General features: G+C 72.7%; 25 protein-coding genes. 16 read left to right on the plus strand and 9 right to left on the minus strand.

Annotated features, from left to right (window positions below; translation table 11 throughout):
* Positions 1–115 precede the first annotated feature (115 nt).
* Positions 116–1606: a hypothetical protein gene (locus ACV7NM_RS24380; RefSeq protein WP_463412271.1), complete on the plus strand. Its 1491-nt coding sequence runs from the start codon at positions 116–118 to the stop codon at positions 1604–1606.
* A 37-nt stretch (positions 1607–1643) separates the two neighbouring features.
* On the opposite strand, the gene ACV7NM_RS24385 is transcribed toward ACV7NM_RS24380, so the two are convergent.
* Together ACV7NM_RS24385 and ypfJ are read right to left on the minus strand one after the other, a co-directional pair.
* Entirely contained in the window at positions 1644–2039 is a 396-nt protein-coding gene (locus tag ACV7NM_RS24385) for a VOC family protein (RefSeq protein WP_463412272.1), read from the minus strand.
* A 163-nt stretch (positions 2040–2202) separates the two neighbouring features.
* Complete coding sequence (ypfJ, locus tag ACV7NM_RS24390) at positions 2203–3093, minus strand: KPN_02809 family neutral zinc metallopeptidase (protein WP_463412273.1); 891 nt, start codon at positions 3091–3093, stop codon at positions 2203–2205.
* 308 nt (positions 3094–3401) lie between these two features.
* On the opposite strand from ypfJ, the gene ACV7NM_RS24395 reads away from it, so the two are divergent.
* The 8 genes from ACV7NM_RS24395 (at position 3402) to amaP (ending at position 8755) form a co-directional block, all read left to right on the plus strand.
* Positions 3402–5000, plus strand: coding sequence for an ABC-F family ATP-binding cassette domain-containing protein (locus tag ACV7NM_RS24395; RefSeq protein WP_463412274.1), 1599 nt, complete (start codon positions 3402–3404; stop codon positions 4998–5000).
* 381 nt (positions 5001–5381) lie between these two features.
* Positions 5382–5603: a helix-turn-helix domain-containing protein gene (locus tag ACV7NM_RS24400; RefSeq protein WP_005319113.1), complete on the plus strand. Its 222-nt coding sequence runs from the start codon at positions 5382–5384 to the stop codon at positions 5601–5603.
* Between the two features lie 118 nt (positions 5604–5721).
* Positions 5722–6501: an enoyl-CoA hydratase/isomerase family protein gene (locus ACV7NM_RS24405; RefSeq protein ID WP_463412275.1), complete on the plus strand. Its 780-nt coding sequence runs from the start codon at positions 5722–5724 to the stop codon at positions 6499–6501.
* A gap of 132 nt (positions 6502–6633) precedes the next feature.
* Positions 6634–7062, plus strand: a complete 429-nt coding sequence (locus ACV7NM_RS24410) for an Asp23/Gls24 family envelope stress response protein (protein ID WP_463412276.1) — start codon at positions 6634–6636, stop codon at positions 7060–7062.
* 15 nt (positions 7063–7077) lie between these two features.
* On the plus strand, positions 7078–7263 hold the full coding sequence (locus ACV7NM_RS24415; protein WP_190181939.1) for a hypothetical protein: 186 nt from the start codon (positions 7078–7080) through the stop codon (positions 7261–7263).
* 7 nt (positions 7264–7270) lie between these two features.
* Complete coding sequence (locus tag ACV7NM_RS24420; RefSeq protein ID WP_463412277.1) at positions 7271–7651, plus strand: Asp23/Gls24 family envelope stress response protein; 381 nt, start codon at positions 7271–7273, stop codon at positions 7649–7651.
* A complete protein-coding gene (locus ACV7NM_RS24425; RefSeq protein WP_463412278.1) occupies positions 7648–8187 on the plus strand; it encodes a DUF6286 domain-containing protein in 540 nt (179 codons plus the stop codon). The genes ACV7NM_RS24420 and ACV7NM_RS24425 overlap by 4 nt, the downstream gene beginning before the upstream one ends.
* Positions 8188–8197: 10 nt before the next feature.
* Positions 8198–8755: an alkaline shock response membrane anchor protein AmaP gene (gene amaP, locus ACV7NM_RS24430; protein WP_463412279.1), complete on the plus strand. Its 558-nt coding sequence runs from the start codon at positions 8198–8200 to the stop codon at positions 8753–8755.
* A 264-nt stretch (positions 8756–9019) separates the two neighbouring features.
* Here amaP and ACV7NM_RS24435 read toward each other — a convergent pair whose 3' ends face one another.
* The 5 genes from ACV7NM_RS24435 to ACV7NM_RS24455 all read right to left on the minus strand — a co-directional run bounded on the left by ACV7NM_RS24435 (position 9020) and on the right by ACV7NM_RS24455 (position 12628).
* The gene (locus ACV7NM_RS24435; protein ID WP_463412280.1) at positions 9020–9775 is read right to left on the minus strand and encodes an SDR family oxidoreductase; all 756 of its coding nucleotides are present in this window, start codon (positions 9773–9775) and stop codon (positions 9020–9022) included.
* Between the two features lie 10 nt (positions 9776–9785).
* Entirely contained in the window at positions 9786–10574 is a 789-nt protein-coding gene (locus tag ACV7NM_RS24440; protein ID WP_463412281.1) for an SURF1 family cytochrome oxidase biogenesis protein, read from the minus strand.
* Between the two features lie 51 nt (positions 10575–10625).
* The gene (locus tag ACV7NM_RS24445) at positions 10626–10883 is read right to left on the minus strand and encodes a hypothetical protein (protein WP_136216322.1); all 258 of its coding nucleotides are present in this window, start codon (positions 10881–10883) and stop codon (positions 10626–10628) included.
* Positions 10884–10947: 64 nt separating this feature from the next.
* Positions 10948–11919, minus strand: a complete 972-nt coding sequence (locus tag ACV7NM_RS24450) for a DEDDh family exonuclease (RefSeq protein WP_463412282.1) — start codon at positions 11917–11919, stop codon at positions 10948–10950.
* 73 nt (positions 11920–11992) lie between these two features.
* A complete protein-coding gene (locus ACV7NM_RS24455) occupies positions 11993–12628 on the minus strand; it encodes a TetR/AcrR family transcriptional regulator (protein ID WP_463412283.1) in 636 nt (211 codons plus the stop codon).
* 136 nt (positions 12629–12764) lie between these two features.
* Here ACV7NM_RS24455 and ACV7NM_RS24460 point away from each other — a divergent pair, with 136 nt between their 5' ends.
* The 4 genes from ACV7NM_RS24460 to ACV7NM_RS24475 are packed head-to-tail and all read left to right on the plus strand — an operon-like array spanning position 12765 to position 16970.
* A complete protein-coding gene (locus ACV7NM_RS24460; RefSeq protein ID WP_463412284.1) occupies positions 12765–13562 on the plus strand; it encodes an acetoacetate decarboxylase family protein in 798 nt (265 codons plus the stop codon).
* A 1-nt stretch (position 13563) separates the two neighbouring features.
* On the plus strand, positions 13564–14448 hold the full coding sequence (locus tag ACV7NM_RS24465) for an SDR family NAD(P)-dependent oxidoreductase (protein ID WP_463412285.1): 885 nt from the start codon (positions 13564–13566) through the stop codon (positions 14446–14448).
* Between the two features lie 18 nt (positions 14449–14466).
* The gene (locus tag ACV7NM_RS24470) at positions 14467–15753 is read left to right on the plus strand and encodes an amidohydrolase family protein (RefSeq protein WP_463412286.1); all 1287 of its coding nucleotides are present in this window, start codon (positions 14467–14469) and stop codon (positions 15751–15753) included.
* Positions 15750–16970 (plus strand): amidohydrolase family protein, encoded by a 1221-nt coding sequence (locus ACV7NM_RS24475; protein WP_463412287.1) that lies wholly within the window; start codon positions 15750–15752, stop codon positions 16968–16970. Before ACV7NM_RS24470 ends, ACV7NM_RS24475 begins: the two co-directional genes overlap by 4 nt.
* Before the next feature lie 24 nt (positions 16971–16994).
* Here the strand turns inward: ACV7NM_RS24475 and ACV7NM_RS24480 are convergent, their stop codons facing one another.
* Positions 16995–20096 (minus strand): NACHT domain-containing protein, encoded by a 3102-nt coding sequence (locus ACV7NM_RS24480; protein ID WP_463412288.1) that lies wholly within the window; start codon positions 20094–20096, stop codon positions 16995–16997.
* 114 nt (positions 20097–20210) lie between these two features.
* Here ACV7NM_RS24480 and ACV7NM_RS24485 point away from each other — a divergent pair, with 114 nt between their 5' ends.
* Genes ACV7NM_RS24485 through ACV7NM_RS24495 form a run of 3 tightly spaced genes read left to right on the plus strand, consistent with a single transcriptional unit; the run spans position 20211 to position 22845 of the window.
* Positions 20211–21089: a sterol desaturase family protein gene (locus ACV7NM_RS24485; RefSeq protein WP_463412289.1), complete on the plus strand. Its 879-nt coding sequence runs from the start codon at positions 20211–20213 to the stop codon at positions 21087–21089.
* On the plus strand, positions 21086–21772 hold the full coding sequence (locus ACV7NM_RS24490; RefSeq protein ID WP_463412290.1) for a lysoplasmalogenase: 687 nt from the start codon (positions 21086–21088) through the stop codon (positions 21770–21772). Before ACV7NM_RS24485 ends, ACV7NM_RS24490 begins: the two co-directional genes overlap by 4 nt.
* 29 nt (positions 21773–21801) lie before the next feature.
* On the plus strand, positions 21802–22845 hold the full coding sequence (locus ACV7NM_RS24495) for a zinc-dependent alcohol dehydrogenase family protein (RefSeq protein WP_463412291.1): 1044 nt from the start codon (positions 21802–21804) through the stop codon (positions 22843–22845).
* 82 nt (positions 22846–22927) lie between these two features.
* Here the strand turns inward: ACV7NM_RS24495 and ACV7NM_RS24500 are convergent, their stop codons facing one another.
* Entirely contained in the window at positions 22928–24481 is a 1554-nt protein-coding gene (locus ACV7NM_RS24500; protein ID WP_463412292.1) for a S8 family peptidase, read from the minus strand.
* Between the last annotated feature and the right edge of the window lie 33 nt (positions 24482–24514).

The raw sequence follows: 24514 nt of genomic DNA on the forward strand, positions 1-24514 counted from the left end.
GCCCTGTGGCAGACGGGGGGACGTGGTGGTCTTGTCCCGGTATGCACGCTCGATGATCCGTGGAAACGGCCCGTTCCGTTTGGGCTTTCGGCCAGTGACGGGCGAGACTGCTTCCGTGACGTCCCGAAAGCCTGATGAGCAGTTGGCTCGCGACTCCAGACTCCGACTCGTCTCCCCGCGCTCCGTCGCCGCGGCCCGCAAGGCGGTGACCGACCGGCGGACGCGAACCACCCCCCGGCCCCCGGCGGGCACCCCCGCGACGGCCGACCTGGCGAACCGGGCCCGAGCCTCACTGGCCGACGCGGTACGGCTGGCCCGCTGGGCCGAGCGGCACCTCGGGGCCGGGGACGGGGGCAGGCCCGCCCCGGCGGGCGCGCTGCCCGCCACCGATGTCGAACGGGCCGCGGAGGACCTGCGCCTGACCCACGGCCAGATCCGGGTCGGCTGGGACCGGGCCCGCCTCTCCGGCCTGGTCGAGGTGCACGGCGGCCACGCCCGGCCCGGCTGGCGCCTGCGCGCCTGGGACCGCGACGACACCGCGGTCCTGCGCGGCTGGGTCGCCCTGTTCGACGCCTGGTCGCTCGTCCACCCGGCCCCCGCCGACATCGCCCCCGCGGCCGTGGCCGAAGTCGTCGAGGCCATGCCCCAACTCCTGTCCCTGCTCCAGCTGTCCGCGGGTCCGGTGACCGTCCCGGACCTGCTGGACCTGCTCGGCCAGCGGGTGACCGAACTGCGCGACGAGCGCTGCGAGGTCCCGTACGCCGCCTCAGCCGCGGACTCCTCAGCCGCGGACCCCTCCGCCATGGACCCCTCGACCGCGGGTGCCTCCGCGCACGACGGCCCCGTGGCCACGGCGGTCACCGCTCAGGCGACCGCGCCGCCCGTCCCCCTCGCCCGCCTGCTGCGCTGGGCGCTCGGCGGCCTCGCCGCCGTCGACGCCGTCACCCTCGGACCCGCCCGGGCCGCCCTCACCCCGCTCGGCAGCTGGGCCGTCTGGGTCAAGCTGGAGCAGATCTGCGTGGCCGCGCAGAGCCCGGCGGGCAACATCGAACAGTCCGCCGCCGCCATGCTGCGCGGCTGCGCCCGACTCACCCCGGGCCCCGCCCGCGCCGAGTACCGGGCCTGGCTCGCCGCCCGGCCCGTCGGACACGCCGTCAGCGAACTGCTCCAGGCCGCCCGCGGGGAGGACGCCCTGCTGCGCGGCCTCGCCTTCGAGGCGCTGCGCGTGGTCGGCGCCCCCGCCGAACCCGACGTACGCGCGGCCGTGCGCGATCCGGCGCTGCGGCCCTACGCCCTGCTCTGGCTCGCCGAGCACGACGGGGTGGACCCCGACGAGGCGCAAGGCGTCCTCACCGCCGAGGAGTCCACCTGGCTCTGGGTGGACACCGCCGCGGCCATCGCGGACCACGGCGAGGCGGAACTGCTCGCCCGCCACCTGGACTCGGCCGTGCGCACCACCGTGCCCCGGCTGCTGGACGAGGTCCGCGCGGTCGGCCACCCCCGCACCGTCCAGGTCCTGGTCGCGCTGGCCGCCGCCCACCCGGACCCGGCCCTGGCCAAGGCGGTCCGTCGGGCCGCGTTCCAGGTCCACACCGGCGGGGCGTAGCACCGAGCGGGCTCGGGGAACGTACGCTGCGCCGGCGTCAGACCTGCGGCGCGTACGTCCCGAAGCTCCAGATGTTGCCCTCGGCGTCGCGGGCCATGTAGTCCCGCGAGCCGTAGTCCTGGTCGGTCGGCTCCATCACGATCTCCACGCCGTGCTCCGCCGCGCGACGGTGGTGCGCGTCCACGTCGTCCACGACCACATAGACCCCGACGGGGCCGCCGTCCGCCATCGCCTTGTCGAAGACCCCGCCGCGGCCCTTGCTGCCGAGCATCACCGCGCCGTTCCCGTACGACAGCTCCGCGTGCATCACGGTGCCGTTCTCCCCTTCGTAGACGGCGACCTGGGTGAACCCGAAGGCCTCGGTCAACTGCTGGATCGCGGCCTTTGCGTCGCGGTAGAGCAGCGTCGGAACGATGGACGGATACCCTGCCATGACGATCACTCCCTCTCGTGCGGTGCGGTGCGGTGCGGTGCGGTGCGGTGCGGTGCGGTGCGTGCGTGCCGCGCGGTGCGGTGCGGGTGCGCGGATCTGCGGTCCTGTGACCGGCCGTGCGGTCATGTGACCCGCACCACAGCATGGCAGGGCTCGTCGACAGTCAGCGGAAGGTGTCGCACTGGGCCATGTCACCGGTCCGGTAACCCTGGTAGAACCACTGCCGACGCTGCTGCGCCGAGCCGTGCGTCCAAGTCTCCGGGGTGACCCGCCCCTGGAACTTCTCCTGGATCCGGTCGTCGCCCACCGCCGCCGCGGCGTCGAGACCGTCCTGGATGTCCTGGTCGGTGAGGCTGGTGATCAGCGGGCGACCGGTGGACTCGTCCGGGGTCCTGGTCGCGTTGTGGGCCCACACCCCCGCGTAACAGTCGGCCTGGAGCTCCACCCTGACCGAGCTGCTGTCGGCGCCCGTCCGTCCGTCCTGGGACTTGCGGAGCGTGCCCGTCAGGTTCTGGATGTGGTGCCCGTACTCGTGGGCGACCACGTAGGCCTGGGCGAAGGGGCCGCCGTTCGCGCCGAACTTCGTCCGCAGCTCCTGGAAGAAGCCCAGGTCGAGGTAGACCTTCCGGTCACCGGGGCAGTAGAAGGGGCCGACCGCCGAGGTGGCCGCGCCGCAGGCGGTGTCCACCTGGCCGGTGAAGAAGACCGTCGAGGCGGGGACGTATTGGGCGCCGCGTCGCTGGAACTCCTGCCGCCAGTAGTCCTGCGTGCTGTTCGTCACGGCGACGAGCCGGCAGTCCTCGCGGGTGTTGGCGTCGTGGCCGGTCCGGCAGGTCTGCTGCACCTGGGCGGCGGAGGAGGGGCTCGTCACCGGCCGGGGGCTGCCGCCCGACAGCCCCAGCTGGTCCGGACCCACCCCCAGCAGCAGCCCCAGGACCAGGGCGATCAGACCGACGAGCCCCCCGCCGATCGTGGCCCTGCCGCCCGGGACGCGGCTGCCGCGCTGGTCCGAGACCTCCGACGTGTCCAGATTGGCGTCGTCGTCGAACTGCATGCCGCACCGCCCTCGCTCCCACGTGACCGCACTCGCGGCGACCGTCACCGTCCTTGCCCTGATACGTGCCCCGGAAGTCGCGGGAGATCCGTGCGCCGAACGAAGGACCGGGCGCGGACCCCGGCCGGGCCGCGGAGACGACCGGCAAACGCCCGCCGGCGGGACGGGAAGCCGGCCGGGCGGCCCTAAAAGTGGTTGCGCCCCCCCGGTAGAATGTCTTCATGGCAAATCTCCTCGCGGATTAGCGGCGTCGAAGCCTCGCGCGTCCTGCCCCCCTTCCGCCGTCCCCACCGCCCTGGAGTATTTCCGTGATCACCGCAACCGGCGTCGAGCTGCGCGCCGGCGCCCGCGTCCTCATCGAGTCCGCTTCCTTCCGTGTCGCCAAGGGCGACCGCATCGGTCTGGTCGGCCGCAACGGAGCGGGCAAGACCACCCTCACCAAGTGCCTCGCGGGCGAGGGCCAGCCCGCCGCCGGTTCCATCACCCGTTCGGGCGAGGTCGGCTACCTGCCGCAGGACCCGCGCACCGGTGACCTCGACGTACTGGCCCGCGACCGGATCCTCTCCGCGCGCGGGCTCGATGTGCTGATCAAGAAGATGCGCATGAACGAGGAGCGCATCGCCACCGGATCCGGGGGCACCCGCGACAAGGCGATGAAGCAGTACGAGCGCCAGGAGACCGAGTTCCTGACCAAGGGCGGGTACGCCGCCGAGGCGGAGGCCGCCACCATCTCGGCCGCCCTCGGTCTGCCCGACCGGGTGCTCGGCCAGCCGCTGCACACCCTCTCCGGTGGTCAGCGCCGCCGTGTCGAGCTCGCCCGGATCCTCTTCTCGGACGCCGACACCCTGCTCCTCGACGAGCCCACCAACCACCTCGACGCCGACTCGATCGTCTGGCTGCGCGACTACCTCAAGAACTACCGCGGCGGATTCATCGTGATCTCCCACGATGTCGACCTGGTCGAGACCGTCGTCAACAAGGTGTTCTACCTGGACGCCAATCGTGCCCAGATCGACGTCTACAACATGGGCTGGAAGCTGTACCAGCAGCAGCGCGAGGCCGATGAGAAGCGCCGCAAGCGCGAGCGCCAGAACGCCGAGAAGAAGGCCGCGGCCCTCAACTCGCAGGCCGACAAGATGCGCGCCAAGGCGACCAAGACGGTCGCCGCGCAGAACATGGCCAAGCGGGCCGAGCGGCTGTTGTCCGGCCTGGAGGCCGTCCGGGTCTCCGACAAGGTCGCCAAGCTGCGCTTCCCGGACCCGGCGCCCTGCGGCAAGACCCCGCTGACCGCGGAGGGCCTGTCGAAGTCGTACGGCTCGTTGGAGATCTTCACCGACGTCGACCTGGCCATCGACAAGGGCTCGCGCGTCGTCATCCTCGGTCTCAACGGCGCCGGCAAGACCACCCTGCTGCGGCTGCTCTCGGGCACCGAGAAGCCGGACACGGGCACCGTGATCCCCGGACACGGCCTCAAGCTCGGGTACTACGCCCAGGAGCACGAGACGCTCGACCCGGAGCGCACGGTCCTGGAGAACATGCGCTCCTCCGCGCCCGACCTGGACCTCGTCGCCGTCCGCAAGACGCTCGGCTCCTTCCTGTTCTCCGGCGACGACGTGGACAAGCCGGCGGGCGTCCTGTCCGGCGGTGAGAAGACCCGTCTGGCCCTGGCCACGCTGGTCGTCTCCTCCGCCAACGTCCTGCTGCTCGACGAGCCCACCAACAACCTCGACCCGGCCAGCCGCGAGGAGATCCTGGGCGCGCTGCGCACGTACAAGGGCGCCGTCATCCTCGTCACGCACGACGAGGGCGCGGTGGAGGCCCTGGAGCCGGAGCGGATCATCCTGCTGCCGGACGGCGTGGAGGACCTGTGGGGCCCGGACTACCGGGACCTCGTGGCGCTGGCCTGAGCCCGAGGGGCCCCGGCGGGCCCCGGCGGGCCCCGCGCGAGGTTGATCCAGTTGCTTATGGATCATTCGGCTCACGTGTGATCCATCATCTGAGTGAGGCGGTCTCATACCGTCGCACCGACACGACGGCCCCGGCCGTACCCGCGCGGGTACGCGACCGGGGCCCGTCCACTTTCCGGCGTCCTGCCCCTGACCTGGTAATTCCTTGCGCGGAGGTGGCAGTGTGACGCAGGTCATGCGGCGGCGGGGGAGATTCCGTCCCGCTCTCGTGTCCACTCCTCGAGAAATGCCGCCGTACCGACCTTGCTGAATGGGTGGCCAGGATCGCGGGGAGGGGTGATCATGAGAAGTCCAGAGCGCACTTCCCATGAGGAGGCACGGGTGGCCGAGACTCTGAAGAAGGGCAGCCGGGTAACCGGCGCCGCGCGCGACAAGCTCGCGGCAGACCTGAAGAAGAAGTACGACTCCGGTGCGAGTATCCGGGCGCTGGCCGAGGAGACCGGCCGGTCCTACGGATTCGTCCACCGGATGCTCAGCGAGTCCGGAGTCGTGCTGCGCGGTCGCGGCGGCGCGACCCGCGGCAAGAAGGCGGCCTCGGCCTGACCCTGGCCGTCACGGACGGTTCTTCGGTGGCCCCCGGTCGGCTGTATGTCCGACCGGGTGGTTACTGTGCAGTCACTTAGCCGGGATTACCGGCCGACTGCACACCGGAGGCACCGAGATGGCTCTGCTCGACAAGGACGGCGTACGGCTCACCGTGGACGACACGGTCGCCACGGTGACATTGACCAATCCGGCCAAGCGAAACGCTCAGTCCCCCGCGCTCTGGCGGGCTTTGGCGGAGGCCGGACGGTCGTTGCCGGGGAGCGTCCGGGTCGTCGTACTGCGCGGCGAAGGCAAGTCCTTCTCCGCCGGCCTCGACCGCCAGGCGTTCACGCCCGAGGGGTTGGAGGGTGAGCCGTCCTTCCTCGATCTCGCGCGCGGTTCGGACGAACTGCTCTACAGCACCATCGCCGAGTACCAGGAGGCGTTCACCTGGTGGCGGCGCAACGACATCATCTCCGTCGCCGCCGTGCAGGGGCACGCGATCGGTGCCGGCTTCCAACTCGCGCTCGCGTGCGACCTGCGGGTGGTCGCGGACGACGTGCAGTTCGCCATGCGCGAGACCAGCCTGGGCCTGGTTCCCGACCTGACCGGAACCCAGCCGCTGACCTCGCTGGTGGGTTACGCCCGGGCGCTCGAAATCTGCGCCACGGGCCGCTTCGTCCATGCCGAAGAGGCCGAACGGGTGGGACTGGCGAACCTCGTCGTCCCGGTGGACGAGCTCGAGGCGGCCGTCCAGGACCTGGCCACGGCCCTGCTGGCCCCGCCGCGCGACGCGGTCATCGAGACGAAGGCACTGCTGCGCGGCGCCGTGTCGCGCCCGTACGACGAGCAGCGCGGTGCCGAGCGGGCGGCGCAGGCCCGGCGGCTGCGCGACCTGGCCGGCCTTTCCGACTGAGCGCCCCGGGTGGGCGCTCCGGCCCGCCGCGAACCCCTCCGGTCCCTCTCAGGGCGCGCACGCGCCCTGAGAGCGGCGGAGGGGTTTCGCGCTTACGGTGGTCGTGAGTCCGCACGCTCGAAGGGACACACGATGACCGAATTCGTGCCAGGGGCGGCCAAGGACGCCGCCGACCGGGGCCGCACCTCCATCGCCGACGGCGTGGTCGAGAAGATCGCCGGGCTGGCCGCCCGTGAAGTGGTCGGCGTCCATGCCATGGGCAGTGGCTCCGGCCTCTCCCGTACCTTCGGCGCCGTCCGCGAGCGCGTCCCGGGGGGCGCCAAGTCCTCCGCGTCGCGCGGGGTGAAGGCCGAGGTCGGTGAGCTCCAGACCGCGCTCGACCTGGAGATCGTCGTCGACTACGGCGTGTCGATCCGCGAGGTGGCCCGGGCGGTCCGGGAGAACGTCATCTCGGCGGTCGAACGGATGACGAGCCTGGAAGTCGTCGAGGTCAACATCGCCGTCAGCGACGTCAAGCTGCCGGACGAGGAAGACGAAGAACCGGAATCCCGTCTCCAGTAGCCGAAGGAGCCCCGCATGAGCATGGCGGTCGTCGGCCTGGTGGCCGGCATGGCACTCGCGTTCGCCGGGTACTTCGGCGGCTTCGGGGCCTTCCTGCTGGTGGCGGCCCTGGGCGCCATCGGCTTCGTCGTCGGCCGGTTCCTCGACGGGGACCTGGACATCGCCGACCTGTTCCGTCCGCGCGACGGCCGGCGCAGGTGAGGCGTCGATGAGCGGTACGAGCACACCGCGGGCCACGCCCCCGCAGGTACCGGCCGCCGAACGGGGATCCATCCGGATCGCCGACCGGGTCGTCGCCAAGATCGCGGCGCAGGCGGCCCGTGAGGCGTTGGCGCAGGCCGGTGCCGTGCCGGCACACCCGCACGCGACCGTCACCGTGCACCACGACATCGCCCGGGTACGGGTGAGCCTGGAGCTCGGGTACCCGTCCGACCTCACCGCCCAGTGCGCGGCCGTGCGTCGCGAAGTGGCGGAGCGGATCGAGCGGTGCGCCGAGATGACCGTGCCGGAGGTGACCATCGACGTCGAGCGTTTGCGCCCCGTCGGGGGCGGCCCGGCCGCCTCCGGTCACGCCCGGCGGCTGCGGTGACGGGTCCGCGCGCGCGGCGCTTCTGGTCGGCGCGGCGGGTCCCGGCGGGGCTGACCGCACTGGTCGTGCTAGCGGTGACGGGGCTGTGCCTCTACGACATCGCGGCGGTACGGGCCCACCGCCCCGGCATGCGCTGGCGCCGGGAACTCAGGGAGCAGTTGGAGCGGCAGACCCCCGCCGACACCAAGGTCGTGATCGCCGGCGCGGTCCTGGCGGCGGCCGGGGCGTTGCTCCTGCTGCTCGCGCTGACGCCCGGGATGCGCCGGCTCCTGACCATGCGGGCCACGGAGGTACGGGCCGGGCTCGGGCGCAAGGCGGCCGGGCTGGTGCTGCGCGACCGGGCGATGGAGGTGCCCGGGGTGCGGTCGGTCCGGGTGCGGATGGGCCGCTCCCGGGTCAGGGTGCGGGCCGCCTCGCACTTCCGCGAACTGGACGAGGTACGGGCCGACTTGGAGGCGGTACTCGCCGTCGGCATCGAGGAACTCGGACTCGCCCACCCGCCGGCGGCGCGGGTACGGGTCCAGCGGAAAGGGTGACGGTGACGCGATGCTCGGGGTGGTGAACCGGGTGCTGATGGCCCTGATCGGGCTGGTGCTGCTGGCGATCGGGGTGTCGGTGCTGACCGGGTCGTGGCCGTCGGCCGGCCGGCACGCACCGCTGCTGACGGCGCGGGCCAGGCGTGCCCACTTGCACGTGGAGGGCTGGTGGTGGTGGGCCGTGCTCGGCGGGCTGGCCCTGTGCCTCCTGCTGGCGCTGTGGTGGCTGCTGGCCCAACTGCGGCGGTCGAAGCTGTCGACGGTGGCGGTGGACACCGGGGACGGTGCGTACGCCCTGCTGCGGGGGCGCGCGTGGGAGGAGGCGGTGGCCGCGGAGGTGGGCGCGCTGGACGGGGTCGCCGGATGCAAGGTCGCGCTGCGGGGTCGGCGGGACGCGCCCGCCCTGCGGGTGCACCTGGAGCTGGAACCGCACGCCGTCCCCTCGGACACCCTGGCCGCCCTCGCGGGCCCGGTCCTGGAGCACGCCCGTGCCTCGACGGGGTTGACCCCGCTGCCCACGGAGGCCCGCCTCGCGGTGACCTCCCACCCCGCGAGCCGGGTCACCTGACGGTCACCCGTACGGGGGCCCCGCCCGCGGCCCGGCGCGAGGCCCCCGAACGGGTTTCGCGGGCCGGGCCCTCTGCCCGCCCCCCGCCAGGACCGTTGCCCCGGGCCGGGCTGCCGCAGGGCACTTCGCCCGGTCGGCGCCGGCCGCCCGCGGTGTCCGCGCCCCCAGGGCCCGGCCCCACGCCGAGCCGCGGACATGACGGCTTCGGCCGTCCGGGTCCGGCCCTGCGCCGGGCCCCGGGCGGCGGTGGCGTCAGTGGTGGTGTCAGAAGCCGTGGCGGGCGCCGCCGTCGACGGGGAGCATGACGCCCGTCAGGTACGACGCCGCCGGGGAGAGGAAGAACGCCGCCGTGCGGCCGAACTCCTCCGGCGTGCCGTAGCGCCGCAGCGGGATGCGCGATTCGTTCGCCGCGCGCGCGGCCGCCGCGTCACCGGACAGGCCGTCCAGCTCCCGCACCCGGTCCGTGTCGATGCGCGAGGGCAGCAGCCCGATGACCCGGATGCCCCGCGGACCCAGGTCCACCGACAGGGACTTGGCGAAACCGGCGAGCCCCGGGCGCAGGCCGTTGGAGATGGTCAGGCCGGGGATCGGTTCGTGGACCGAGCCCGACAGCACGAAGCCGATGACCCCGCCCTCGCCCAGCTCGGCCGCCGCCGCCCGGGCCAGCCGCACCGCGCCCAGGAAGACCGACTCGAAGGCGGCCGTCCACTGCTCGTCGGTGTTGTCGGCCGCCGCGCCCGGAACCGGGCCGCCGACGCTGATGAGGATGCCGTCGAGGCGGCCGAAGCGTTCCACGGCCGTCGCGACGAGCCGCGCGGCCGCCGCCGGGTCGGAGTTGTCCGCCCCCACGCCCACCGCGCCCGGGCCCAGTGAGGCGGCGGCGGCGTCCGCGCGCTCCTGGTCCCGGCCGGTGACGACCAGCTTCGCGCCCTCGGCGGCCAGTTCGCGCGCGGAGGCGTGACCGAGGCCGCGGGTGGCCCCGGTGACGATGTAGACACGGTCCTTCAATCCAAGATCCATGCCGGACACGCTACGCCGCGGCGGTCGCCGGCTCCGATGCGGCCTTGGCGGCGGCCTCGTCGCGGTCCCGCTTCTCCCGGCGCACCAGGATCACCCACCCCACCGGCACGGCCGCGGCGAACAGCCACCACTGCACGGCGTACGCCATGTGCGGGCCGATCGAGTCGTGGTCGGGCTCGGCGACCGGCTCCGGGCTGCCGCCCGCCGGGACCGGCGCGGTGAGTTCCAGGTAGCCGCCGAGCACGGGCCTGCCCACGTACGCCGACTGCTGGGCGCTGTTGACCAGCATCACCTGGCGCTCCGGCAGGCCTTTGCGGTCCTTGATGCCGCTGTCGCCGCTCGTCTCGTCGGCCTTGAGCCGCCCGGTGACCGTCACCTCGCCCGTGGGCGCGGCCGGAACCGGCGGATACGCGGCGGAGTCCTCACCGCCCGGCACCCAGCCGCGGTTGACGAGCACCACCCGGCCGTCGTCCAGCACCAGGGGGGTCACCACCTGGAAGCCGACCTTGCCGTCGTTCGAGGTCCGCATCCGTACGACCACCTCGTGCGCGGAGTCGTAGGTACCGGTGGCGGAGACCGCGCGCCAGTAGTCGTTCCTCGGGACGGTGTGGCCGGGGGAGGTGAGCTCGCTCACCGGGCGCGGCTTCCCGGACAGGTTCCGGGCGATCAGCTCGTTCTGCGCGACCCGGTGCTCATGGCGGTGGTACTGCCAGAACCCCAGCTTGATCATCGAGGGGATGAGGGCGAGGGTGATGAGGGTGAGGCACACCCACTGCCGGGTCAGCACAAAGCGGTACACGCCCACGACGGTACCCCCACCCGCGCGGGCCCCGGTCGCCGGGTGGCGTCATCACGAGGCGCCGGCCGCGCTGCCCACCTTGTCGACGATCCCGGCCTTGCCCTCGGCGCGGGCGCAGTGCGCCCCGCAGTACCAGTGGCCGTCCGCCTCGACGCCCTGGCCGATGATCTGCACGCGGCAGTGCTCGCAGATGGGCGCCATCCGGTGGATGGCGCAGGAGAAGGAGTCGAACACGTGCCGAGCACCGTCCTGGGTCTCCACGTAGAACGCCAGGTCGTAATCGTTTCCGCATACTTCGCAACGGGCCATGCGCCACAGGGTGGGACCGGACGGGCGGCTCGGGGAAGAGGGCGCGTGGCGAGTCGCGCGAGGGTCACCCGTCTGCCGGAGCCACATCCCGCAGGAGCTGGGTGAAGGCGGCCTCGTCGACCACGGGCGTCCCGTAGGACTTCGCCTTCACGGTCTTCGACGTCGCCGAGTCCGGGTCGTTGGTGACCAGGAGGCTGGTGAGCCGCGACACACTCGTCGCGACGTGCAGCCCGGCCTCGACCGCCCGGTCCTCCAGGAGGTCCCGGTCGACGGAGGTGTCCCCGGAGAACGCGATCCGCATGCCCTGCTTGAGCGGCTTGCCGTCCTCGAACCGGCCCGGGTTGGGGTGCGGGCACGGCGGCCGCTTTCGGGAGGGCCGCCAGCTCGTCGCGCCGAAGGGGCCCTGGTAGCCGACGCGCGGCGCGGCCGGCGAGTCCGACCACTCCGTCAACGGGCGGCATTCCAGCAGGGGCAGCCGGACGCCGTCCCGGGCGGCGGCGTGCAGCGAGGGACGGAAGGCCTCGGCCAGCACGCGGGCGTCGTCGAGCGCGTGGTGGGCGCGCTGCTGGACGACGCCGAAGTGCGCGGCCAGGGACTCCAGCTTGTGGTTGGGCAGCGGGAGGTTCAGCTCCTTCGACAGCGCGATGGTGCACAACCGCTGACGGACCGGCGCCGCCGCGGCGGCCCGGGCGTACTCCCGGGCGATCATCTGCCAGTCGAAGATGGCGTTGTGCGCGACCAGCACCCGGTCCGCGAGGCGGCCGGCGAACTCCTCGGCGATGTCCTCGAAGAGCGGGGCGTCCTGGAGCATGTCGCTGGTCAGGCCGTGGATCCACACGGGCCCGGGGTCCCGGCGCGGGTTGACCAGGGTGTACCAGTGGTCTTCCACGTTGCCCTGCGCGTCGAGCCGGTAGACGGCGGCGGAGACTATCCGGTCGTCGCGCGCGAGCCCGGTGGTCTCCACGTCGACGACCGAGTACCCCTGGGGGTAGGCGGTCGGCCACGTCGTCTCTGCGGTCGTTCGGTCGTCGAGCATGGTCACAGAGGATATCGGCCCCCGCTGACACCCGTGTCCCGATGGTGGGGGGTCGGCCGGCGGAACCGGTGGGTCAGCGGGGGCCCGGCGGGTCCGGCGCCAGCAGCGCCCGCGTCAATGCCCTTACGGAGAGCAGGAACAGCCGTTCCGGATCGGGCGGCCTGGTCAGGGCGCGCGAGAGCGCCGGGTCGCCGGGCGCCGCGGCCGGGTCCCAGAGCTCGCCCTCGGCGGGGGACTGGGTGGGGGAGCGTTCGCGATTGCGCTCCACGAGCAGGAAGCCGACGATCTGGAACTGGACGGCGCGCACCGCGTCGGCGGCCCGGGCCCCCCGGAGCCCGGCGGCGCGGACCTCGCGCACGAGGGCCTGCTGGGCGGGCAGGAACATCCGCTCGGTCAGCCCCCGTTCGTGCACCATCGCGATCAGGTGCGGCCGCTCGCGCAGTTCGCGGCGCAGCAGTCGGGCCACGGAGACGATCCGCTCGGCCGGGGTGCGGCCCGACGGCCTGATCTCGCCCATCTCCCGCACGGTCCGCTCCACGAGGGCGTCGAGAAGCGATTCCCGGTTGCCGACGTGCCAGTAGATGGAGGTCACGGCCGTACCGAGTGCCGCGGCGAGCCCCCGCATCGTGAGCGCCGCCGGGCCGCTCCGTCTGACCAGGGACACGGCGGCGTCCAGCACCTCCTCACGGGTCAGCGAGCTTCGTGCCATGGGTACGCCACCGATCTGTCGGTCCGTCAGTTCTCCCGGTCGCGGGTCTTTACCCTTCATCGTCAGCGGTGTAACTGTGTTACAGAGCCCAGTGCGGTCCGGGACGAGGACGACCCCAGTGAAGGGTGGTACACCCATGGCACGCGTACGGTACGGAGCGCGCACGGACGCCGAGATCGCGGCGTCCCGCGAGAAGAGCGCCCGACTCCCCGACATCTGGTCGACGGGCGTGGTCGCGGTCTGGGAGAGCGACCCGGAGGTGGTCGCGGCGGTCCTGCCGCCCCCGCTGAAGCCCGCCGAACGGCCCCTGGTGCGGGCCAACATCAGCAAGGTCGACCTGCCCGGCTACCCGCTCGGCGCCGGCTCGGTGGCCGTCGCCGCCCGCCACGGCGACGTCGAGGGCTGGTACCCGCTGGTCATGCCGATGACCCACGAACGCGCGCTGATCGGCGGCCGGGAGGTGTTCGGCGAACCGAAGAAGCTGGGCGAGGTCACCGTCGAGCGCGACGGCCTGGTCGTACGGGCCTCACTCGCCCGCCACGGCATCGCCTTCGTCGAGGTGCGCGGAGCCGTCGACGGCGCCCTGCCGCTACCCGAACCCACCACCAAGACCGACTTCTACTTCAAGTTCCTGCCCGGCGTCGAGGGCTCGGGCCTCGAAGCCGACCCGGTGCTCGTGCACTGCACGCGCAACGAGAAGGTCCGCCGGCTGGAGCACCTCACCGGCGACGTGGTGCTCCGCGAGTCGATGTTCGACCCGGTGGCCGATCTCCCCGTACGCCGCATCGTGGAACTCACCATCGGCGAGAAGACCACCGACCAGAAGGGCCGCGTCGCCGAACGCGTCAGCGCCCGGGACCTGCTCCCGTACATCCACCAGCGCTACGACGACCCGCTCCAGATCCTCGACGGGCCGCCCGAAGGGAGCGTGTGAGATGCGCCTCGAACCGGGACAGGTCGCCGTCGTCACCGGCGCGGCCGGCGGCATCGGGCTCGCCATGGCCCGCCGATTCGCAGCCGAGGGACTGAAGGTCGTCCTCGCCGACGTCGAGGAGGGCGCCCTGCGCGAGGCGGCTGCCGAACTCTCGGCCGACGGCGCCGACGTACTGGCCCGGCAGGTCGACGTCGGCGAACGCGACTCGGTCATCGCCCTCGCGGACGCCGCCTACGAGGCCTTCGGCGCCGTCCACGTCCTGTGCAACAACGCGGGCGTCGGCTCCGGCGCCGAGGGCCGGATGTGGGAGCACGAGCCCAACGACTGGAAATGGGCCTTCTCCGTCAACGTCTGGGGCGTCTTCCACGGCATCCAGGCCTTCGTCCCCCGCATGATCGCGGGCGGCGCCCCCGGCCACGTCGTCAACACCAGCTCCGGCGACGGCGGCATCGCCCCGCTGCCCACCGCCTCCGTCTACGCCGTCACCAAAGCCGCCGTGGTCACCATGACCGAGTCGCTCTACGCCCACCTCAAGGCCGAGGGCGCGGCCGTCGGCGCCTCCGTCCTCTTCCCCGGACCGCACATGCTGCGCACCGGCCTGTGGGAGTCGCACCGCAACCGGCCCGAGCGCTACGCGAAACAGCGGCCGCGCAAGACCCCGTACCGCAGCCTCGACCAGTACGAGGCCGCGATGAAGCAGGCCGGCCACGAGGTGCGGTTCACCCCCGTCGAGGAGGTCGCGGCGCACGTGGTCGACGGCATCCGCGCCGACCGGTTCTGGATGCTCCCGCAGAGCGAGCACAGCGACCGGCAGATCCGCGCCCGTTCGCGGTCGATGCTCGACCGCGCCAACCCCGCCTACCTCGAAAGCTTCATCCTCGACTGAGGAGCAGAGGAGCTCGCCGTGAACGCGTACGAAGACCCGTACCTGATCATTTCCTCCGACTGTCACGCGGGACTGCCCACCGAGCGCTACCGCCCCTACCTCGACTCCCGATTCCACTCCCGGTTCGACGAGTTCCTCGGGCAGCAGGGCGCCCGCCGCGAGGAGGCCACCCGGCTCGGGGTCCGCAACGAGGCCTTCGCCGACAAGTGGTTCCACGACCACGAGGAAGGACTCCGGGGCGGCTGGGACGTCGGACAGCGCCTCAAGGAGCTCGACGGCGACGGGGTCGCCGCCGAAGTCGTCTTCCCCGACGCGGACGCCGTCGACAGCCGGACCGCCGCCCCCTTCGGCGTCGGCCTCGGCCTCTCCGGCGACCAGGACCCCGAACTCGGCATGGCGGGCGCGCAGGCCCACAACCGCTGGCTGGCCGAGTTCGTCTCCGAACACCCCGAACGGCACTGCGGAGTCGCCCTGCTGCCCATCACCGGCGAGCCGGCGAAGGTCGTAGCGGAGATCCACCGGGCGAAGGAGTCCGGGCTCGGCGCGCTGATGATCCCCTCCATGTGGGTGGACCGGGCGCCCTACCACGACCGCCGCTACGACCCGATCTGGGCGGCGGCAGCCGAGACCTCGATGCCGGTCGTCACCCACTCCGGGGCCGCGCCCCGCCACGAGTACGGGGACCACCTCGGCATCTACGTCTCCGAGGTCACCTGGTGGCCGGCCCGCCCCCTGTGGTTCCTCCTGTGGTCGGGGGTCTTCGAGCGCCACCCGGGACTCAGGTTCGGCGTCGCGGAGTCGGGCTGCTGGTGGCTGCCCAACCAACTGTGGTTCATGGACCGGCTCTATCTCGGCGCGCACGGAGGCAAGAAGCTCTCCCCGTTCGCGGAACTGAAAAGGCCCCCGAGCGAGTACCTGGACCGCCAGGTCTTCATCTGCGCCACCAACACCAAACGGCGCGAACTGGCCCAGCGCTACGAGATCGGCGTGGACAACATCCTGTGGGGCTCCGACTTCCCGCACCCCGAGGGCACCTGGCCCGAAACCCGCGACTGGCTGCGCAGGACCTTCCACGACGTCCCGGTCGGAGAGACCCGCCGGATGCTGGGCCTCGCGGCGGCCGACGTCTTCGGCTTCGACACCGCGAAGCTGGCCCCCCTCGCCCGCCGGATCGGCCCGACCCCGGCGGAGCTCGGGCAGAGCGCCGACCAGGCGTCGGTGGAAGCCTCCTGGGCTGGCTCACGGGAGGTGGGCCGACACTGGCTGACCGGCCACGACTTCCCGACGCTGGGGGTCTCGTCATGACGGGGGACCGCTACACGGTCATCTCGGCGGACTGCCACGCGGGAGCGGACCTGCTCGACTACAAGCCGTACCTGGAGAAGCGGTTCCACGACGAGTTCGACGCGTGGGCCGCCGACTACGTCAACCCGTACGAGGACCTCCTGGCGGACAGCGCGGACCGCAACTGGAACTCGGCCCGGCGCCTGTCCGAGCTCGAAGCGGACGGCATCGTCGCGGAGGTCGTCTTCCCGAACACCATCCCGCCGTTCTTCCCGAGCGCGGCCCTGATGGCGCCCCCGCCGACGGCGGGGGAGTTCTCGCTGCGCTGGGCGGGGCTGCGGGCCCACAACCGCTGGCTGGCGGACTTCTGCGCGGACGCCCCGGGCCGCCGGGCGGGCGTGGTCCAGATCCTGCTGAACGACGTCGAGGCGGCGGTCGAGGAGATCCGTCGCACGAAGGAGGCCGGCCTGACGGGAGGTGTCCTGCTCCCCGGCGCCCCTCCCGGCTCCGGCGTCCCGGAGCTCTACTCCACGGCCTACGACCCGATCTGGGCGGTGTGCGACGAACTCGACGTCCCGGTCAACCACCACGGCGGCTCGGCGTCCCCGCCCCTGGGCGACGAGCCGGCCGCCCGGGCGGTGTTCATGGTGGAGACCACCTGGTTCTCGCACCGCGCCCTGTGGCACCTGGTCTTCGGCGGGGCCTTCCGCCGCCACCCGGGCCTCAAACTGGTCCTGACCGAGCAGGGCTCCGGCTGGATACCGGGCGTGCTGGACATGCTGGACTACTACCACGCCCGCCTCGTCGCAGCCTCCGCCACCGCCGAGGCCAAGTTCGGCGCGGGCCTCGCGGAGTCGATGGGCAAGGGCCCCGGCGAGGTCTGGCGCGACAACTGCTTCGTGGGGGCGAGCTTCATGCGCCCCCACGAGGTCCCGCTGAGGGAGCGGATCGGCCTCGACAAGATCATGTGGGGCAGCGACTACCCCCACGACGAGGGCACCGCCCCCTTCTCCCGCGAGGGCCTGCGCATCGCCTACGCGGGCCTTCCGAAGGAGGAGGTCGCCGCCATGGTCGGCGGCAACGCGGCCCGCGTCTACGGCTTCGACCTGCCCCGGTTGGACGCGGTGGCCGCCACGTGCGGCCCCCTCGTCTCGGAGATCGCCGAGCCGCTGACCGAGATCCCGCCCGAGGCCACGAGCCCGGCCTTCGCCCGCGGCGGCTCGGTCCGCGTCTGGTGAGAGCGCGCCACCCGCCGGAGCGGCTCAGTTGACGTAGCCGAGCCGCTCCGGCGCGATCAGCTCGGCGCCGGTGAAGGCGGACCTGCGGTCCACCTCGATCCGCAGGCGGTGCAGGCCGGCCAGCGGGGCGAGGTCCACCACGCCGGCGGATTCGACGATCCGCAGCCGTTTCAGCTCGGGCAGGTCCACCAGCGGCCCCAGACCGCCGGGGAACCCGCAGCGCAGCAGCATCAGCTCGGTCAGCCTCCGGTAGGGGGCCAGCACGCCCAGGTCCACCGACACGGTGTGCCGGATCTGGAGCGAGGTCAGGCCGGTGAGCGGCTGCCGTCTCGCCAACTGCCCGTACTGTCGCTCTCCGGCGATGGTGAGGTCGCGTACCGCCGGCAGGCCCTCCAGCCCGTCGAGGGTCAGGCCGCGGGCGCCCTGCCACAAGGTGAGCTTCACCAGTCCTTCGGCCGCGGGGATGTCCCCGATGGTCCGCTCCTTGGGCTCGAACCCGATCACCAGCGACCGCAGGGTCGGGATGCCGGCGAGCGGCGCCAGTGAGAGCCCGTCGGGAACGTAGCCGAAGGCCAGGCTCTCCGGGGTCAGTCCGCCGATCGGCTCGATGCCGGTCAGGCGCGGGCAGTCGAAGACCCCGAGGTGTTCCAGCGCGCGGTGTCCGTCGAGGGCCGCCAGGTCCCTCAGCTCCGGACTGCGCTGCATCACCAGCCACCGCAGATCCCGCCGGGCGGTGATCTCCGGCGGCAGCGGCCCGTCCCAGGTGAGGTGCACCCGGTGGATGTGCGGCAGTCCCCGGAAGGCCCTCAGCTGCTCGGGCGTGCGGATGTGCAGGTGGGCGACGCTCAGGGGAGCGCCGGCCAGGACCGCGTCCGCGTAGTCCCCGGTGGGGAAACGGCCCCAGGACTCGGACAGCTCGTGGCCCACCTCGTAGCGGTCGTCGCGCCGGAAACCCGCGATCACCTGGAGCGCCCGGTCGCCACCGATCAGCGCGGCCGTGCGCACGGTCGCCGCGGCCTCCTCCTCACTGAGGTCCACCGGCTCCGGGAGCAGCTCCAGCACCAGCTCGCCCGCCTTGGCCAGTTCCTCGGCCTGGGCCGTGCTGTGCGGGGGCAACAGCAGCGCCGTGCGTGACTGCACCTCGGCCCGTACCCGCGGATCGAGCTCGGGCGCGTGCTCCAAACAGGCCGCGGCCAGCAGCACCAGCCGGCTGCGGTCCCGCTTCACCTTGTCCGCGCGCCGCAGCAACTGCGTCAGCATGCGGGCGCGTTCGTCGGGGCGGGCGTGCCCGACGGCCATCCGGACCACGTCGTCCCAGGCGTCCTCGTGGGCGTTGCGGATCAACACGCCGAAGTCGCGGGCCTCCACCGCCGCCTTGGCGCCCAGGTAGTCCTGGAAGGTGCGGTGCACGAAGTGCACGGAACCCGGCACGGGTTCGCGCAGCAGCCCGCTGCGGATCAGCAGGTGCTTGAACACCCGCTCGGTGCTGCCCTGCGCCCGCACCTGCGGCATGGCGTCGAGCCACTCGTCCAGCATCTCCACGACCTCGTCACGCGCCGCCTCCACCTGCCCGTTGCGGATCAGCCAGTACGCCAGCCGCTGGAGGAGCGCCGTCTGTTCGTCCCGGCTGAGGTAGACCCCTTCGACCCCCGATATGTCCCGCTCGGTGTCGCGGCGGACCAGCAGCATGTCCAGCGCCGCGTCGTAGAGTTCCTTGCGGGCGCGGGGCAGCTGCATCCGCCGGTCCCGGTTCAGCGCGCACAGCAGCGCGCACATCAGCGGGTTCGTCGCCAGCTGCCCCAGGTCGCGCCGAGCGCCCACCGACTGGATCAGCGTCCGCTCGAAGGTGTCGAGCCGCGCCCGCTCCTCGGCCGAATCGCACTCCTCGCGGGCGGAGTCGTGCCAGTGCGTGATGAACGCCCGCACGTTGTCCCGCTCCATCGACACCAGCGACAGCGGGGCGAAGCCCTGTCCCTTGAGCCAGTCCTCCGGGACCGCGGACGGGCGCGTGGTGACGACGTAACGCGCTTTGGGGAAGGCCGCGATCAACGAGCGCAGCCAGGCCTCGGTCCGGTTGCGCAGTCGCTGGGGTACCTCGTCCACCCCGTCCACCAGCACCAGGGCCCGGCCGCTCGCCAGGAGGCCCTCGGTCCAGCCGGGCGGAGCGGTCAACGGGACGCCGGAGGAGCGGAGCCAGTCCTCGGGGACGGGCAGGGCCTCGGAGGCGTGGAAGGAACGCAGCCGCAGGACGAAGGGGACCAGCGTGTTCCAGTGGGCGGGCCGGCGGCGGAAGCTCTGGCGGGCCGCGTTCAGCGCCAGCCACTGGACCAGGGTGGACTTGCCGGAGCCGGCCGGGCCACGCAGCAGCACCCGGTCCGAGCCCGCGATCGCCCGCTCGGCCTCGACGGTGGTCCCGTGGGAGCCCGGCTCCTCCAGGAGCGGGTCGCCGGTCACCGCCAGGCTGATGTAGGCCAGGTCCAGCGGCCACTCCCGCCGGTCCTGGCCGAGCGTCAGCCCGTAGAGCTGGAGGCGGCCGTGGGCTTCGGTGATGTACTGCGTGTACTGCTGCTCGAAGTGCGCCTGTTTCGCGCCGGGGAGTTCCGCCGACTCCTCCAACTGCCGCAGTGTGCGTTCCAGTCGGCCGGTCCGGCGGATCAGTTCCAGGTCGGCGTGGGGCTCGAAGTTCGGGAGGGTGGTGGCGTACTCGACCACGTGGAGGCAACACAGGGCGGCCAGCCGCAGGTAGAGGGCCTCGGCTCGTCCGCCGAGGCCCGGTGGGGGCGGGGGCAGGGCCGCGGCCAGGGTCGCCGGGTCCAGGTCCACGGCGAAGAGCGCCTCCAGCCCCAGGGGTCCCAGCGAGGCGAAGGAGTCGGCGACCGCGTCCAGGGCGGCCAGCCGTTCGTGGTCGGGCAACCCGGCGGCCGCCTCGCCCAGCCGGGCGGCCAGCGCGGTCGTCAGCGTCCGTATCTCCGTGTCGCCCAGTTCCGCCGGACGGCGCCACCGCGCGGCCGGGGCGGCCGGGTCGGGCGTCGTGCCGGCCCCCGGGGCGCGCGTGAGGAGCGACTTCGTCAGCGTGCTCGCCGCCGTACCCGCCACCCGTAAGAGAACTGCCTCGAACCCGGTCACACGGCCCTCCCCAGCCTGGCCGACCAGTATGAGGGGTACCCCCGGTAACCCGGTCGGATACCGATCGGTAACAACCTCTAGCGGCGTCCCCGGGAGCGCCTCTATGGTGCGGGCATGCCGAACCTGCCCGATGTCGTGCTGTGGTCCATACCCGCCTTCGTGCTGCTCACCGTCATCGAGGTGGTGAGCTACCGCCTCCATCCCGACGAGGACGCCACCGGGTACGACACCAAGGACGCGGTCACGAGCGTCACCATGGGGCTCGGCAGCATCGGGTTCGACCTGCTGTGGAAGATCCCGGTCGTCGCGGTCTTCACGGCGGTCTACGAACTGACCCCGCTGCGCGTGCCCTTCCTGTGGTGGACCGCCCTGCTGATGCTGCTCGCCCAGGACTTCCTCTACTACTGGCAGCACCGGCTCCACCACGTCATCCGCATCCTGTGGGCCTGCCACGTGGTCCACCACAGCAGCCGCAGGTTCAACCTCACCACGGCCCTGCGCCAGCCCTGGACCAGCGCGACCACCTGGTGGTTCTACTTGCCGATGGTCGCCCTCGGGGTCCACCCGGCCGCGATCCCCTTCTGCTACGGGATCAACCTCCTCTACCAGTTCTGGGTCCACACCGAGCGCATCGGGAAGTTGCCGCGCGCCTACGAGTACGTCTTCAACACCCCCTCGCACCACCGCGTCCACCACGCCTCCCAAGGCGGTTACCTCGACCGCAACTTCGGCGGCATCCTGATCGTCTGGGACCGGATGTTCGGGTCCTGGGTGGGGGAGACGGAGCGGCCCGTCTACGGGCTCACCAAGAACATCGACACCCACAACCCGCTGCGCGTCGCGACCCACGAGTACGCCGCCATCGCCCGTGACGTACGGGCCGCCCGCACCTGGCGCGAGCGGGCCGGACGGGTCTTCCGGGGCCCCGGCTGGCAGCCGGCCCCCGCCACCGCCGCCGAGCCCGCCAAGGCCCCGGCGGAGCACGCCGCGTGAGCGCCACCGACTCCCGTACCCCCTCCTGGGCCCGCCCGGTACCGGACGACACCCGCGGCCGGGTCCTGCTCGTCGCGTTCGCCGCCGCGTGCGCGCTCGACCTCGTCGCGCTGCTCGCCGGTTGGCACCTGGGGCACGTCCTCGCCAAACCGCTGCTGATGCCGCTGCTCGTCGCGTACGTGGTCACCCGAGGGGCGCCCCGGCTGCTGGTCGCGGCCCTGCTGTTCGGGTGGGGCGGGGACCTGGCGCTGCTCTTCGACGCCGACCCCGCCTTCCTGATCGGCATGGGCTCCTTCGCCGCCGGGCACGTTTGCTACCTCCTGCTCTTCGGCAGGGGCAGGACGCACCCCGCGCTCGGGGGCGCGTACGCCGCCGCGCTCGTCGGCACCGTCGCGCTGCTCTGGAACGACCTCCCGGTCGGACTGCGCGTGCCCGTCGCCGGGTACAGCCTGCTCCTGACCGCGATGGCCTACCGCTCCAGCGCCCTCGGGACGCGCGCGGCGATCGGCGGGGCGCTGTTCCTGCTCTCCGACACCCTCATCGCCACCGGCGTGGCCGACTGGCCGCAGCCGCCCCGCCCGGACCTGTGGATCATGGCCACCTACCTCGCTGCCCAGTACCTGCTGGCCACGGGCGTGCTCGCCACCGGCCAGGCGTACGGTAGGTCAGTCATACAAGACTGAACCAACCTGATCGGGAGGGCAGCACCACCATGCGTGCCACCGTCATCCACGCCCCGCACGACATCCGCGTGGAGGAGGTGCCCGACGCTGCGATCCAGCGCCCCGAGGACGCCGTCGTCCGCGTCCTGCGTGCCTGCATCTGCGGCAGCGACCTGTGGGCCTACCGCGGCGAGGCCGCGCGTCAGCCCGGCCAGCGGATCGGCCACGAGTTCCTCGGCATAGTCGAGGAGACCGGCTCCGCCGTGTCCGGCCTGCGCGCCGGAGACCTCGTCGTGGCCCCCTTCATGTGGTCCGACGGCACCTGCGACTACTGCTCCGAGGGCCTGTACACCTCCTGCGTGCACGGCGGCTTCTGGGGCTCGGTCGGCCACGACGGCGGTCAGGGCGAGGCCGTCCGCGTGCCCCACGCCGACGGCACCCTCGTGAAGCTGCCCGCCGACGCCGCCTCCGACGAGCACCTGCTGACCGGTCTGCTCGCACTGTCCGACGTCATGGGCACCGGCCACCACGCCGCGGTGGGCGCCGGCGTCCGCGAGGGCTCCACGGTCGCCGTCGTGGGTGACGGCGCGGTCGGCCTGTGCGGTGTCCTCGCGGCCAAGCGGCTCGGCGCCGAGCGGATCATCGCCCTGGGCCGCCACAGCGCCCGTACGGACATCGCGAAGTTGTTCGGGGCCACCGACATCGTCGCCGAGCGGGGCGAGGCGGCCGAGGCGGCCGTGCGCGAGCTCACCGGCGGCCAGGGCGCCCACTGCGTGATCGAAGCGGTCGGCACCGAGCAGTCCATGCGCACCGCGGTGAACATCACCCGCGACGGCGGGGCCATCGGGTACGTCGGCGTCCCGCACGGCAGCGGCACCGGCCTCGACCTCGGCGTGATGTTCGACCGCAACATCACCCTGCGCGGTGGCGTCGCCCCGGTGCGCGCCTACATCCCGGAGCTGCTGGAGGACGTGCTGAGCGGCGCGATCGACCCGGCGCCCGTCTTCGACCGGGCCGTCAGCCTCGACGAGGTGCCGGACGGCTACCGCGCCATGGACGACCGCAGCGCCCTCAAGGTGCTGATCAGGCCCTGACGGGCCGGAACGGCCCGCGGGGGCCGGCCGGGCGACTCGCCGGCCGGCCCCCGCGCGCGTTCGGTGCCACCTCACCGCTCGGTTACTTGACGGCCTTGAGCGCGTCCACCACGCCGTACCCGTAGTAGCCGGTCTGACCCCACTTGCTCTGGCAGGTGGTGGCGTCGATCAGCGTGCCCGCGGCGTCGTAGATCTTGTCCGGGCAGGCCGTCTTCGTGGCCTGGGCCTTGAGCATCGCCTGCAACTGCGCGGGCGTGGCCGAGGGATGGGCGCTCTTGAGCAGGGCCGCGACGCCCGCGACGTGCGGGCCGGCCATCGAGGTGCCCTGCTTGTAGCCGTAGCCGCCGCCCGGGAGGGTGGACAGTACGCGGCCGTTGGCGTCCGGGGTGTCCGGTATCTGCCACTTGTCGCCGCCGGGCGCCGCCACGTCGATGACGCCGAGGCCGTAGCTGGAGTAGTAGGAGCGCACTCCCTTGGCGCCGGTGGCGGAGACCGAGACCACGCCCGGCAGCTGCGTCGGCAGGTCCAGGCAGTCGTGCGGGTCGACCGTGCGCGGCGTCGGGGTCCCGTCGTCCGGGCTCGTCGTGTCGGTGATCGAGTGGGAGGCCAGGTCCCAGTTCTCGTTGCCCGCGGACGCCACGTTGAGCACGCCCTTGCGCTCCGCGTACTTGCTCGCCCGACCGAGGGCCTCCACCAGCGCCTTCTGGTCGTCGTCCGACTTGCAGTTGAAGTACCAGGGATCGACGTAGTAGCTGTTGTTGGTCACCTCGATCCCCTTCTCGGCGGCGAACATGAAGCCGCAGACCACCGCTTCGGTGTAGAAGAGGCTGGTCCCGGGCTCGCTCACCTTGATCGCGGCGACCTTCGCGCCCGGCGCGACCCCGACGACGCCGATGCCGTTGCGCGCGGCCGCGATGGTGCCCGCCACGTGGGTGCCGTGGTCGCTGCCGTCCGGGTACGGGCGCCAGGCGCCGTCCGTGGTGTCGGCGACGCCGCCGACGCAGTTGGCCGACTGACCCTTGGAGAAGTTCGGGGCGAGGTCCGGGTGGGTGTCGTCGACACCCGTGTCGATGACGCCCACCGTGACGTCCGGGCTGCCGGCGTTGACGGCCTGCGCCTGGTCGGCCTTGATCGCCCGCAGGTCCCACTGGTCGGGCTGCAGCGGCTCCTGCCCCGGCTGGGCGCTCGCCGCCGCCTTGGCCGCGTCCGCGGCGTCCAGGCGCTGCGTGGTGCCCTCCTCGGTGGTCTGCACCGTCGTGAGGGGAGCCGTGCGGGTGGCGCCGACCGACACGAACAGGCCCCGCTGGGCGCGCAGTTGCTTGGCGAAGTCGGGATTTTGGGAGTGGGCGACGATCACCCCTATCTGCTCGTACGAGGTCACCACCGTTCCGCCGGCCCGTTCGACGGCCTTCTTGGCCGCGGTCACGGTGGCGTACGTGTTCAGGTTCGCCACGTACGACAGCTTCGGGCCGGAAGTGTCGGGCTTCGCGCCGGCCGCCGCGTCCGCCGTCGTGCCGAGGGGCGCGGCGGAGGCCGCGACCGAGGGCAGGAAGGCGAGCGAGGCGGTGAGGGCCAAGGCGACGGGTACGGCGAGACGGCCGTGCCTCTTGGGGGATCGTGACCCCAGCTGAGCCATGGGTTCTCCACATCATCGTGAGAGAGCCGTCCG

The organism is Streptomyces sp. Tek67B01, from assembly GCF_055231995.1.